General features: G+C 69.9%; 11 protein-coding genes. 10 read left to right on the top strand and 1 reads right to left on the bottom strand.

The window, feature by feature from the left end; all coding sequences use genetic code 11:
• Positions 1–6: 6 nt before the first annotated feature.
• The 10 genes from TSH64_RS32470 (at position 7) to TSH64_RS32430 (ending at position 11065) form a co-directional block, all read left to right on the top strand.
• Positions 7–3132, top strand: a complete 3126-nt coding sequence (locus TSH64_RS32470; protein ID WP_109451362.1) for an efflux RND transporter permease subunit — start codon at positions 7–9, stop codon at positions 3130–3132.
• Between the two features lie 10 nt (positions 3133–3142).
• Complete coding sequence (locus tag TSH64_RS32465; RefSeq protein ID WP_247873274.1) at positions 3143–3787, top strand: RNA polymerase sigma factor; 645 nt, start codon at positions 3143–3145, stop codon at positions 3785–3787.
• Positions 3788–3798: 11 nt separating this feature from the next.
• Positions 3799–4242, top strand: a complete 444-nt coding sequence (locus TSH64_RS32460) for a hypothetical protein (protein WP_247873273.1) — start codon at positions 3799–3801, stop codon at positions 4240–4242.
• Positions 4239–4745 (top strand): periplasmic heavy metal sensor, encoded by a 507-nt coding sequence (locus TSH64_RS32455; RefSeq protein ID WP_109451356.1) that lies wholly within the window; start codon positions 4239–4241, stop codon positions 4743–4745. The genes TSH64_RS32460 and TSH64_RS32455 overlap by 4 nt, the downstream gene beginning before the upstream one ends.
• Before the next feature lie 257 nt (positions 4746–5002).
• On the top strand, positions 5003–5257 hold the full coding sequence (locus TSH64_RS35455; RefSeq protein ID WP_146208092.1) for a hypothetical protein: 255 nt from the start codon (positions 5003–5005) through the stop codon (positions 5255–5257).
• A gap of 87 nt (positions 5258–5344) precedes the next feature.
• Positions 5345–5818, top strand: coding sequence for a thioredoxin TrxC (trxC, locus tag TSH64_RS32450; protein WP_109451354.1), 474 nt, complete (start codon positions 5345–5347; stop codon positions 5816–5818).
• Between the two features lie 202 nt (positions 5819–6020).
• Positions 6021–8147: a TonB-dependent siderophore receptor gene (locus TSH64_RS32445; protein WP_199237719.1), complete on the top strand. Its 2127-nt coding sequence runs from the start codon at positions 6021–6023 to the stop codon at positions 8145–8147.
• Positions 8147–9244: an ABC transporter substrate-binding protein gene (locus tag TSH64_RS32440; protein WP_109451352.1), complete on the top strand. Its 1098-nt coding sequence runs from the start codon at positions 8147–8149 to the stop codon at positions 9242–9244. Before TSH64_RS32445 ends, TSH64_RS32440 begins: the two co-directional genes overlap by 1 nt.
• A complete protein-coding gene (locus TSH64_RS32435) occupies positions 9222–10292 on the top strand; it encodes an iron ABC transporter permease (protein ID WP_109451350.1) in 1071 nt (356 codons plus the stop codon). The genes TSH64_RS32440 and TSH64_RS32435 overlap by 23 nt, the downstream gene beginning before the upstream one ends.
• Entirely contained in the window at positions 10289–11065 is a 777-nt protein-coding gene (locus TSH64_RS32430) for an ABC transporter ATP-binding protein (RefSeq protein ID WP_109451348.1), read from the top strand. The genes TSH64_RS32435 and TSH64_RS32430 overlap by 4 nt, the downstream gene beginning before the upstream one ends.
• 2 nt (positions 11066–11067) lie before the next feature.
• Here TSH64_RS32430 and TSH64_RS32425 read toward each other — a convergent pair whose 3' ends face one another.
• Positions 11068–12729 (bottom strand): HAMP domain-containing methyl-accepting chemotaxis protein, encoded by a 1662-nt coding sequence (locus tag TSH64_RS32425; protein WP_109451346.1) that lies wholly within the window; start codon positions 12727–12729, stop codon positions 11068–11070.
• Positions 12730–13153: the final 424 nt, after the last annotated feature.

Raw genomic sequence — 13153 nt, 5'->3', positions numbered from 1 at the left:
CCGGCCATGGCCTCCCTCAACCTCACCCCCCTGGCTTCGGCCGCCTCGCTTTCCGCCCTGTTCATCCGGCGGCCGGTCGGCACCGCGCTGCTGATGGTCGGGCTGATGATCCTGGGGGCGGTGGCCTACCGCTTCCTGCCGGTGGCGCCGCTGCCGCAGGTGGAATTCCCCACCATCATCGTCACCGCGTCGCTGCCCGGCGCCAGCCCTGAGACGATGGCGGCCTCCGTCGCCACGCCGCTGGAACGCCGGCTCTCCCGCATCGCCGGCGTGTCGGAGATGACCTCCAACAGCAAGCTCGGCAGCACCACCGTCGTCGTGCAGTTCGACCTGAACCGCAATGTCGAGGCGGCGTCGCGCGACGTGCAGGCCGCCATCAACGCCGCCGGCGGCGACCTGCCGGCCGACCTGCCGAGCCCGCCCAAGATGCGGCGCATCAACCCGGCCGACGCGCCGGTGATGACGCTCGCCATGACCTCCACCACGCTGGCCCCGGCGGAGCTCTACAACCTCGCCGACAGCATCATCGGCCAGCGGCTGAGCCAGATCGAGGGGGTGGCCCAGGTCTCCATCAACGGGGCGGAGAAGACGGCGGTGCGCGTGCGCGTCAACGCCGCCGCCGCGGCCAACATGGGCGTCAGCCTGGAGTCGATCCGCACCGTCATCTCCCAGGCGAATGCCAACGGCGCCAAGGGCAGCTTCGACGGCACCCACGAATCCTGGTCCATCGGCGCCAGCGACCAGCTGTTCGGCGCAGAATCCTACCGCCGGCTGATCGTGACCGAGAAGAACGGCGCGACCATCCGGCTCGGCGACCTCGCCGACGTGATCGAGGCGCCGGAGAACAGCCGCACCGCGGCGTGGCAGGACGGCCACCGCGCCATCCTGATCAACATCCAGAAACAGCCGGGCTCCAACGTGGTGGAGACGGTCGACCGCATCCGGGCGGAGCTGCCGACCTTGCGCGGCTGGATGCCGCCGGGGGTCAGCCTGTCGGTGCGCACCGACCGCACGCCGACCATCCGCGCCTCCATCGACGACGTGCAGAAGACGCTGGCGGTCACGGTGGCGCTGGTGGTGATGGTGATGGCGCTGTTCCTGCGCCGGCTGTGGGCGACGGTGATCCCGGCGGCCTCGGTGCCGCTGTCGCTGGCCGGCACCTGCGGCGTGATGTGGATCGTCGGCTACAGCCTGGACAATTTCTCACTGATGGCGCTGACCATCTCGGTCGGCTTCGTGGTGGACGACGCCATCGTCGTCATCGAGAACATCGTCCGCCACATCGAAAAGGGCGCCAAGCCCTTCGAGGCGGCGGTGAAGGGCGCCCGGCAGGTCGCCTTCACCGTGGTGTCGATCAGCCTGTCGCTGATCGCCGTCTTCATCCCCATCCTGTTCATGGGCGGCATCCAGGGCCGGCTGTTCCGCGAGTTCGCCGTGGTGCTGTCGGTCGCCATCGCCGTCTCGGCGGTGGTGTCGCTGACCCTGACCCCGATGATGTGCGCCCATCTGCTGCAGCCGGAGGCCGAGCGCGGCCCCCCCGGACGCCTCGCCCGCGCGCTTTCCTGGGCCGGCGACCGGCTGTTCGGCCTCTATGCCGGCGGGCTGGACTGGGTTCTCGCCCACCGCCGCACCATGCTGGCGGCGACCTTCGCCATCATCGGCGTCAGCGTCTGGCTCTACGGGCAGGTGCCGAAGGGCTTCGTGCCGCAGCAGGACACCGGCCTGCTGATCGGCTTCAGCGACCCGCCGCCGGACATCTCCTTCCGCGCCATGGTGACGCGCCAGCGGGCCTTGCAGGACGCGGTGGCCGGAGACCCGGCGGTGGAGAGCGTCGGCGGCACCGTCGGCGGCGGCGGTCCGGGCGGCACCTATTCCGGCCAGATCTTCATCGCCCTGAAACCGAAGGCGGAGCGCGACGACCTCGCCACCGTCACCCAGCGGCTGCGCCAGCGCGCCGGCCGGGTGCCGGGGGTGCAGCTTTACCTGACGCCGGTGCAGGACATCCGCGTCGGCGGCTTCCAGGGCCGCAGCCAGTACCGCTACAGCCTGCAGGATTCCGACATCGCTGCGCTGAACGAGTGGGCGCCCAAGCTGGTCGACAAGATGCGCACCCTGCCGGAGCTTGTCGACGTCGCCAACGACCGCCAGAATGGCGGCATCCAGGCCAACGTCATCGTCGACCGCGACGCCGCCACCCGGCTCGGCGTGTCCTTGAGCGCTTTGGAGTCGACGCTCTACGACGCCTTCGGCCAGCGGCAGGTCTCGACCATGTATCTGGCGCAGAACCAGCACAAGGTGGTGCTGGAGGTCGAGCCGTCCGAAGCGCTCGGCCCCGACGACCTCAAGCGCATCTATGTATCGGGCCGCAGCGGCATGGTTCCGCTGTCGGCGGTGTCGCGCGTCGTCATCGGCAACCAGGCCGCCAGCATCCAGCACCAGAGCGGTTTCCCGGTCGCCAACCTGACCTTCGACCTCGCCCCCGGCGTCTCGCTGTCCCAGGCGACCGAGCTGATCCAGCGGGCGGCGGAGGACATCGGCATGCCGGCCAGCATCCGCGCCGGCTTCCAGGGCGACGCGCGCGCCTTCCAGCAATCCTCCTCCAGCCAGCCGCTGCTGATCCTGGCGGCGCTGATCACCATCTACATCGTGCTGGGCGTCCTCTACGAAAGCCTGATCCACCCGCTGACCATCCTGTCGACCCTGCCGTCGGCCGGTCTGGGGGCACTGATCGCGCTGATCCTGACCGGCTACGACCTGTCGATCGTGGCCCTGATCGGCATCATCCTGCTGATCGGCATCGTCAAGAAGAACGCCATCATGATGATCGACTTCGCCCTGGAGGCGGAGCGGGAGCGCGGCCTGTCGCCCTTGGAGGCGATCCGCGAGGCCGGTCTGGTCCGCTTCCGCCCGATCATGATGACGACGATGGCAGCACTGCTGGGTGCCGTTCCGCTCGCCTTCGACTATGGCACCGGCGGCGAGATCCGCCGCCCGCTCGGCATCGCCATCATCGGCGGTCTGCTGGTCAGCCAGATGCTGACGCTCTACACGACGCCGGTGGTCTATCTGACGCTGGAACGGCTGGCCCTGCGGCGCAACCGCCGCGCCGCCATCGCAGCACCCGCGGAATAGGGGGGCGAGGATGGCTGCGGTTCTTTCTCTTCCTGTCGCGCTGCGCTGGCGCCTCTCGACCCTCTTGGGCATAGTTCTCGCCCACGGCAGGAGCGGAGCCCCGGTGGTCGAGGCGAGCGACACGGACGACGAACTGATGGGCCGCGTGGCCGGCGGCGACGCCGCCGCCTTCGACCGTCTGGCCGCCCGCCACATGCGCCGCGCGGTGGCGCTGGCCCAGCGGATGACCGGCAACCCGTCCGACGCCGACGAGATCGCGCAGGAGGCCTTCCTGCGGGTCTGGCAGCATGCCGGGCGCTGGGACGGGGCGCGCGCCGCCTTCACCACCTGGCTCTACCGCATCGTGATGAACCTCGCCATCGACCGCGGCCGCCGTCCCGGCTGGTCGCCGCTGGAGGATGCCGGCGACCTGCCCGACCAGACCCCCGACGCGCTGACCCGCATCGCCGAGCGCCAGACCGCCGAGCGGGTCAACCGGGCGCTGGCGGCCCTGCCCGACCGCCAGCGCGCCGCCGTCGTGCTGTTCCACCAGGAGGGGCTCAGCCTGCGTCAGGCCGCCGAGATCCTGACCATGGGCGAAAGCGCCTTCGCCTCGCTGCTGGCCCGCGCCCGGGCCGCGCTGAAGACGGCGCTCGGCCCCGACGATCCAGCATGAAGGAGGATGCCATGACCGACGAAGACTTCCTCCGCCACCTCGACGATTACGGCGCCTCGCCGCAGCGCTGGCCGGCGGAGCTGCGTGCGGAGGCCGAAGCGGCGCTGGCCCGCTCCCCCGCCCTCCGCATCGCCCTGGATAGCGCCGCCGCCTTCGACCGGCTGCTGGCGGCCCCCGCAGCGCCGGTAGACGACGCCCGCGTCGCCCGCCTGCTGTCCGCCGTCGGCGCTGCGGCGCGGACCGTGCCGCAGGAGGGCGTGGTCATGCTGCTGCTCGGCCGGATGCCGCGGCGGAGGGTGGCCGGCTTCTGCGTCGCCCTGCTGGCGCTGGGCTGGCTGACCGGGGGCTGGTTCGCCGGCCATCTCGCCAGCCCGCTCCCCTCGGCACCACGCAGCCAGGAGCTGGCCCTGCTGAACGACGAGGTCGTCACCCTGTTCGACGGAGATCCCCGATGAACGGCCTCGTTGCCCCCGGTCGCCCGCAGCCCTCCCTCCTGACCCGCCTCCGGCAGGGGATGAGCCTGCGCCGGCTGGCGCTGCTGTCGCTGGCGCTGAACCTGTTCCTGGCCGCCATGCTGGTCGGCACCACCCGCAAGCCGGCGCCCCCGCCCTACCGGCCGATGCCCGACCGCTTCGTCGAGCATGTGGCTGCCGGCATGTCCGACGCCGACGCCGCCCGCCTGCGCGCCATTTTCGAGCCGCTGCGCCCGCGCTATGACACGCTGACCGAGGATTATCGCCAGGAGGGGCAACGGGTGCGCGCCCTGCTTCAGGCGGAGCCTGTGGATTTCGAGTCCCTGAACGCCGCGATCGCCGCAGCCCGCGCCAAGCGCCGCCTGATCGGCGAATTGACCGAGCAGACCGTGCTGCTCGTGCTGCCCGACCTCTCGCCTGCCGGACGGCTGCGGATGGTCGGAGGATGGGGAACCGCTGGCGTCCCTGACACGCCCAAAAAATAGGCAAACCCACTCATCCACAGGCCGGATGCGCCCGCCGGAAGGATGCGGAAGATTCTGTTCGGAGTTTGCGCACACATCTATCCACAGATTCTGTGGAGAAGAAAACCGGCAGAAATTTTATCCACACAAATTCACATTCTATCATCCCCAAGTTTTATCGCCCGCCTTCCCATGGATCCTTGTATCCACCACCGATCCGGCATATCCAAATGACGAGGCCAATTCATGTAGATTGGCAAGATCGATGGGGGATCGTCATGATCGGAGATCCATTTCATCCAAAGAAGGCGACGATCTCTTTGCGCGTTGACCGCAGAATCAAAGATGTCGCCAAGAATTACGCACGCCAGCGGCAGACGCCTTTGGCCGAGGTCATGCGCGACCTCTTAGCCCGCTACGTCGCCGAATGCGCGCGGGAGAATGCCCTGGCGTCCCCGGACCTGTTGAAGGACCGGCCGGCGCAATATGTGGATTTCGCAAAGCTGGAAGGCCTGATGGGCCGTCAGGAGTAGGCGCGCGCGCCCGGAGGGGATCTTGAGCGGGCGGCCCCGCCCCCATACATCGACGGTGGACACGCTGCCAGGGGAAGGAGCCCCGCCATGCCGCCCACCGCCAGTTCTTCCACAGGCGCCCAATCCGGCGCCGACAGCCTTCACGTCGCCTGCCCGCACTGCGACACGCTGAACCGCGTGCCTCCCGCCCGGCTCGGCGGCGGCAAATGCGGCCGCTGCGGCAAGGCGCTGTTCGAGGGCAAGCCGGTGGCGCTCGACGCCCGCCGCTTCGCCGCCCATGCCGAGCGTGGCGACCTGCCCCTGCTGATCGATTTCTGGGCCGACTGGTGCGGCCCCTGCCGCGCGATGGCCCCGGCCTTCGCCCAGGCCGCAGCCCAGCTCGAACCGCAAATCCGCCTCGCCAAGATCGACACCGAGGCCTCGCCGGACCTCGCCGCCCGCTTCGCCATCCGCAGCATCCCGTCCCTGATCCTGGTCCGGCACGGCCGCGAGATCGCCCGCACCGCCGGCGCCATGCCGCTGCCGGCACTGGTGGCGTGGGTCCGCCAGACGCTGGGCTGACCGCGCAATCAAGCCTTGTCGAACACTCAACACTCCGCTAGGCGCCCAAACAACGCTATTGATAATTATTTGCATCGATTACCCGTTTGGTTTATTCGCATTCGAAGGAAATCCCGGAGCACACCCGCCGCCAAGCCGCCGGGCCGCGTTCCCCGGTTTCCGTCGGATCGACAAAGCCGGGGAAGGTCGTCGCGTGGAGTCCTTGAAACTAATCGCAGGCATTGCTTGCGCAGCCATTGCCTCCACGAGCGCCGCGACGGCCCGGGCCGAAGACAGCACCCCCGGAACGACCGGACCGGTCCTGGAACTCGCCCCGATCACCTTGATCGGCAAGGGCGCCGCCACCGACGGCTACCAGCCCAAGCGCACGTCGATCGCCACCGGAACCGACACGCCGCTGCTCGACGTGCCGCAGGCGGTCAGCGTGGTGGCGGCCCCCGTCCTCAAGGACCAGGCCGCCCGCACGCTGGACGAGGCGCTGGCGAACGTCAGCGGCGTCACCCAGGGCAACACGCTGGGCGGCACCCAGGACGCCTTCATGAAGCGCGGCTTCGGCGACAACCGCGACGGCTCGACCATGCGCGACGGCCTGCGGACGGCGATGCCGCGCAGCTTCACCGCCGGGGCCGACCGCGTCGAGGTCCTGAAGGGGCCGGCCTCGATGCTCTACGGCATCCTCGACCCCGGCGGGCTGGTGAACGTCGTCAGCAAGGCCCCCGAACTGACCCGGCGCGGCGAGGCCCAGGCCTGGGGCAGCAGCTTCGGCGGCGGCGGCGGACAGCTCGACGTCACCGGGCCGCTGACCGCCGGCTCCAACCTCGCCTACCGCTTCGTCGGCGACATCCAGGACACCGCCTACTGGCGCAATTTCGGCCGCGTCCGGCAGAAGACCGTCGCCCCGTCGCTCGCCTGGTACGGCGACGACACCACGGTCACGCTCGGCTACGAATACACCCGCTATCAGGTGCCGTTCGACCGCGGCACCATCTTCGACACCGCGACCGGCAAGGCGGTGCCGGTGTCGAAGCGGGAACGCTTCGACGAACCCTACAACGTCACCAGCGGCTTCACCCATCTCGCCCGCATCGGCATCAGCCACAAGATCGACTCCGACTGGACCGTCAGCGCCAACTACGCCTACAGCCACAACTGGTACAAGGACGATCAGGCGCGCGTCACCGCCTACAACGCCCGGACCGGAGTGCTGACCCGCCGCGCCGACGCCACGCAGGATTCCAACGTCGACGTCCATGCCGTCCGCGCCGACCTCAACGGCAAGGTGACGTTCGCCGGGCTGCGCCACCAGCTTCTGTTCGGCGCCTCCTACGATTACAGCGACACGCTGCGCACCGACCTGATCCGCGGCCCGACCTCCGCCGCCTTCAACATCTACCGGCCGGTCTATGGCCGCTTGCCCACCAGCCGCAACGTGGTGGCGACCGACAGCGACCAGACCGAACGGCTGGAAACCTCCTCGGTCTATGCCCAGGATTCGATCGAGCTTGGCGACCGCTGGATCGTGCTGGGCGGCCTGCGCTACCAGTATTACGACCAGTATGCCGGCCGCGGGCGGCCCTTCCGCGCCAACACCGACGTGCAGGACGGCAAGCTCGTGCCCCGGGCCGGCGTCGTCTACAAGGTGACGCCCGATGCGTCGGTCTATGCCAGCTGGAGCCAGAGCTTCCGCCCGAACTCCTCGATCTCCAGCTATCTCGGCGCCCTGCCGCCGGAGGAGGGCGATGCCTACGAGGTCGGCGCCAAGGTGGAACTCGCCCGCGGCCTGACCGCCACCGCAGCATTGTTCGACCTGCGCAAGCGCAACGTGCTCTATTCGGAGGTGGTCAACGGCCTCACCGTCAACCGCACCGCCGGTGCCGTGCGCTCGCGCGGCTTCGAGTTGGATGTCGCCGGCGAGGTGGCGCCGGGCTGGAGCGTCATCGGCAGCTACAGCCTGCTCGACGCCCAGGTGACCAAGGATCCGCTCTACCGGGGCAACCGGCTGGCCAACGTCGCCCGCAGCACCGCCTCGCTCTTCGTCACCCACGACTTCGGCCCGGTGCTGGGCAGCAATGCGCTCCGTGTCGGCGGCGGCGCCCGCTATGCCGGCAAGCGCGCCGGCGATGCCGCCAACAGCTTCTACCTGCCCTCCTACGTCGTCGCCGACGCCTTCGCCGCCTACGACACCGACGTCCACGGCACGCCGGTCAGCTTCCAGGTCAACGTCAAGAACATCTTCGACAAAACCTACTACACCTCGGCGGTCAACAATCTCGGCGTCGCCATCGGCGAGCCGTTGCAGGCGGTGTTCCAGACCCGGGTCAGCTTCTGATGCGCGTCATCCCGCCATTCTCCCTGGCCACCGCCGTTTTATTGCTGGTGCTGTCGCCCGGCCTGTGTGGGGCGGCGGAGATCCGCACGACCGATCTCGCCGGCAACGAAATCGTCCTGCCGAAGCCGGCGGAGCGGATCGTGGCGCTTCCCGCCCCCTCCGCCCCGACGTTGATCGCCGCCGACCGTTCGGCCGACCGTCTGGTCGGCATGCACCAGACGGTGGGCGAGGTGGCGAAGGGCGGCCTGCTCGGCCGGCTGTTTCCGCGGCTGAACCGGCTTCCCGCCTCGCTGCTCAGCGCCGGCAAGTCGGCCTTCATGCCGAATGTCGAGGCCATCGCCGCCCTGGAACCCGACCTCGTCCTGCAACGGGGCGAGCTGGGCGCGCAGGTGGTGTCGCCGCTGGCCGAGGCCGGGTTGAAGACCGCGCTGGTCGTCTATGGCGATGAGGAGACCACCCGCCGCAACATCCGGCTGATGGCCGACCTGACCGGGCATCCCGAACGGGCCGGGGCCCTGATCGGCTGGCGGGACGAGGTGTTGGCGCGCATCCGCCGCCCCGCCCCGGCCACGGCCCTGACTGCCGTCAAGACACCGACGGTGCTTTTCCTCTCCAGGCTCGCCGGCCATCTGGTGGTGACCGGGAAGGGGACGCCGACCGATTTCGCCATCGCCGCGGCCGGCGGCCGCAACCTCGCCGCCGAGCGCAGCGGCTCGATCACCGTCACCGCCGAGCAGATCATGATCTGGGACCCGGAGGTGATCCTGCTGAACAGCGCCGACCGCGATTTGCAACCGGCCGACATCCGCAACGACCCGCTGCTCTCCGGCACCGCCGCGGCGAAGGCGGGCCGGGTCTACAAGGTGCCGGTCGGCGCCTTCCGCTGGGAACCGCCGAACGCCGAGAACCCGCTGTTCTGGCTGTGGCTGGCCAAGCTGTTCCACCCAGACGCCAACGGCTACGACCTGCGGGCCGAGGTGCGGCGCGGCATCGGGCTGGTCTATGGCCTTGAGCCGACCGACGCCGAGATCGACCGGCTGCTGCTGGCCGACGTCAACCGGGGGGCGCTGAACTATGACCGCATCGTCGGCCCCTGATGCCGTTTCCGGCACCGCTGCCGCCTCCCTGCCCGGCCGCCCTTGGCTGCTGGCGGCGATGGCGGTCGGGCTGCTGGCGATGATGCTGGTGGCGCTGTGCGCCGGCCGCCTCTCCATCCCGCCGGTCACGGCGCTGCGCATCGTCGCGGCGCAACTGCTGCCCGGCGGATTGGACGCCGACTGGAGTTCCTTGCAGGAACGCATCGTCCTGCTCGTCCGCCTGCCGCGCGTGCTGATGGCGGCGGCCTGCGGCGCCGGGCTGGCGCTGTGCGGCGCCGCCCTGCAGGGCGTCTTCCGCAATCCGCTGGTGTCGCCGCACATCCTGGGCGTGTCGTCGGGCGCCTCGCTCGGCGGGGCGGTGGCGATCCTGCTCGGCCTGTCGGGGGCGGCGCTGGTCGGGCTGTCCTTCGTCGCCGGCTGTGCCGCCCTGCTGCTGGTCGGGCTGCTCGCCCGCATCGACGGGCGCAGCGGCGTCGTCACCGTCGTGCTGACCGGCGTCGTGGTGTCGGCGCTGTTCAGCGCGCTGGTGTCGATGGCGCAGTTCGTCGCCGACCCCGACAGCTCGCTGCCGGCCATCGTGTTCTGGCTGATGGGCAGCTTCGCCGCGTCGGGCTGGCGCCAGACCCTGCTGGCGGTGCCGGTGATCCTGGCCGGGCTGCTGGCGATCTGGGCGATGCGCTTCCGCATCAACCTGCTGTCGCTGGGCGAGGACGACGCCCGCATGCTGGGCGTGCGGGTGGAGCGCGACCGCTGGCTGATCTTCGCCGCGGTGGCGCTGGTCGAGGCGACGGTGGTGGCCTTCTCCGGCGTGATCGGCTGGGTCGGGCTGGTGGTCCCGCATTTCGCCCGGCTGCTGGTTGGGTCCGACCACCGCATCCTGATCCCGGCCTCGGCGCTGATGGGCGCGGCCTATCTGCTGCTGATCGACACCATCGCCCGCACCGCGACCACCGCGGAAATCCCGCTCGGCGTGCTGACCGCCATCGTCGGCGCGCCGATCTTCGCGCTGCTGCTGCGGCGCCGGCAGAAGCAGGAGATGGGCGAATGAGCAGGCTGGAGATCCGACTGGAGGATGCCGGGGTGCGGCGCGGCGAGCGGTGGATCTTCCGCCATCTCGGCCTCGCCCTGTCGGCCGGCCGCTGCCTCGCCGTGCTCGGCCCCAACGGCCGCGGCAAGACCACGCTGATCCGCGCGCTCGCCGGGCTGCTGCCGCTGGCCGAGGGCCGCCGCCAGGCGCCGGCCGCCATCGGCTACGTCTCGCAGTCGATCGGCGACACGGTGCCCTACCGCTGCCTCGACGTGGTGGTGATGGGGCGGGCGCGGCGCATCGGCCTGTTCGGCGCGCCCGGCCGCGCCGACTACCGCGCGGCGGAGGAGGCGCTGGCCCAGGTCGACGGCCTGCGCTTCGCCGAGCGTCCGTTCAGCCGCCTGTCGGGCGGCGAACGGCAGATCGTCATGCTGGCCCGCGCCCTGGTGACGGGGGCCGACCTGCTGATCCTCGACGAGCCGGCCTCGGCGCTCGACCTCGCCAACCAGGCTCTGCTGCTGAAGGTCATCGAGCGGCTGCGCCGCGACGGGCGCCACGCCATCCTGTTCAGCACCCATCTGCCCCAGCATGCGCTGTGCGTCGCCGACGAGGCGCTGCTGATGATGGGGGTGGAGGAGCATCTCCAGGGTCCGGCGGACGCCGTGATGACCGAAGCCAACCTCGCCCGGCTCTACGGCATCCCCATCCACCGCACCCGGGTCGCCGGGCGGGTCGAAGCGGTGGTGCCGGTCTTCCTCCCCGCGGAGCACGGCCCCGGCCCGCATCGGCCGTAGCCCTACGCCGCCCGCACCGTCGCGATGAAGGTGCCGACCTCCTTGCGCAGGCGCTCGGCCTCGACGGCCAGCTCCTGCGAGGTGCCGTGGACGCGGCCGGCAGCGTCGCCGGTCTCGTGCACCGCCGTGCTGACGCCGGCGATGTTGCTCGACACCTCCTCGGTGCCCTGGGCGGCCTGGGTGACGCTGGAGGCGATCTCGCGAGTGGCGGCGGCCTGTTCCTCGATGGCGGCGGCGATGGCGGTGGTGATCTCGCTCATGTGGCCGATGGTCTTGCCGATGCTGCCGATGGCCCTCTGGGCGCCGCCGGTGGTCTGCTGGATTTCCTGCACCTTGGCCTGGATCTCGTCGGTGGCCTTGGCGGTCTGGTTGGCCAGCGCCTTCACCTCGCTCGCCACCACGGCGAAGCCCTTGCCGGCCTCGCCCGCCCGCGCCGCCTCGATGGTGGCGTTCAGCGCCAGCAGGTTGGTCTGCTTGGCGATGGCGTGGATCAGCCCGACCACCTGGCCGATGCGCTCGGCGTTGGCGATCAGCCCCTGGACGGTGGCGTTGGTGCGGTCGGTGTGCGACACCGCCTCGCCGGCGATGCGGGCGGAATGGCCGACCTGATCGGAGATGCCGCCGATGGAACTGGCGAGTTCGGTCGCCGCCGCGGCGGCGGAGCGGACGTTGGACTGGATGTCGTCGGATTCGCGGGCGACGTTGCGGGTCTGGCTCGACGCCTCGCCCACCACCGTCGCCATGCGGTCGGCGCTGTCGGCCATGCCGGCGGCCGACTCGGCGATGCCCTCGACCAGACGCTTCACCGTGCCCTGGAAGCGGTCGGCGAGGTCGAGCAAGGCGGCGCGCTTGGCCTGCTCGGCCTTGGCGTCGGCTTCGGCCTGGGCGGCGTGCATGCGTTCGATGGCGCGGGCGTTGTCGCGGAAGACGGTGACCGAGCCGGCCATGGCGCCGATCTCGTCGGAGCGGCCGTTGCCGGGCACCTCGACTGCGGTGTCGCCGTCGGCGAGCTTCGCCATCGCCGCCGACATCGCACGCAGCGGGCGGATGACGATGCGGCCGAGCAGGAGGTTCAGCAGGGCGATCTGCACCACCAGCGCGATCAGGCAGATGGCGATCTGGTTGCGCATCTGGGTGGCGATGGCGTCGATCTGCTGGTCCAGGCTCCAGGCGATCTGGAGGGCACCGACCAGCCGGTTGCTCTTGCCGGTCACCACCGGCACCGTCACCACGATGTGGCCGTTGGCGGAGCGGGTCTGCGCCCCCTTGCCGGCCAGCACCGCCTCGACCAGGTCTTGGTCGGGCTTCAGCTCGTATTTTGCAAATCGCTCGTTGGAGAAGTCGGCGAGCGTGCCGGCGGATGTCACCGCCCGCAGCGAGGCGAGCTGCACCTCGTTGCTGCCGGCCAGCGGCATGAACTCCGTCTCGATGGAGGCGCCGTCGCCGGCGACGAAGCTGGTCTTGGTGGCGTTTGCCAGCATGTCCGTCTTGACGCGGGCGTCGTGCGTGGCGAGCCGCACCGCGTCGTCATACTGCATCTTGGCCTGAAGCCCCATGATGACGATGAAGCCGCCGACGATGGCGGCGACGAAGGCCGCCGTCACCTTCCGCCCCACGCTCCAGAACCGTCGCGGCCGGGATGCGGCCGCCTTGTCCACTGCCATGCTCTTGCCCCTTCCCGTGCCGCCTCCGCTTCCTGCCCGGCCGCCAACCATGAGGATATGGCACAGGGCACGGCGAAGCACCGCCGGCAAGGCCGGCGTCCGCCACAGAAGCGTCAACGAATTGCAAAATTTAAATGATATTGTAACAGCACATCATGGTCTGCACCATGATCTTCCTCTCTGACTTTCGGAAGATTGCCAGTTGTCACAGCAATCCCAAAGTCTCGGTCCAGCTTGGACAAAGTGAAGGCGCCGCCGTCGCTTGGACAAAGCGGCGCCTTTTCGTGCCGGGAATTTCAAAAATCCGGCTTCAGTTCTTTTCAGATGTGTTTTTCCGGAACCGCTTCAGCCGCGGGCCGGGGTGCGCTCCCGCCAGCCGAAGGGACCGGCAGTCTCGTACAACCAAGGATACTGGTTGACCATG

Source organism: Azospirillum sp. TSH64, assembly GCF_003116035.1.
GTDB lineage: Bacteria > Pseudomonadota > Alphaproteobacteria > Azospirillales > Azospirillaceae > Azospirillum.
This window is presented reverse-complemented; position numbering and strand designations above follow the sequence as displayed.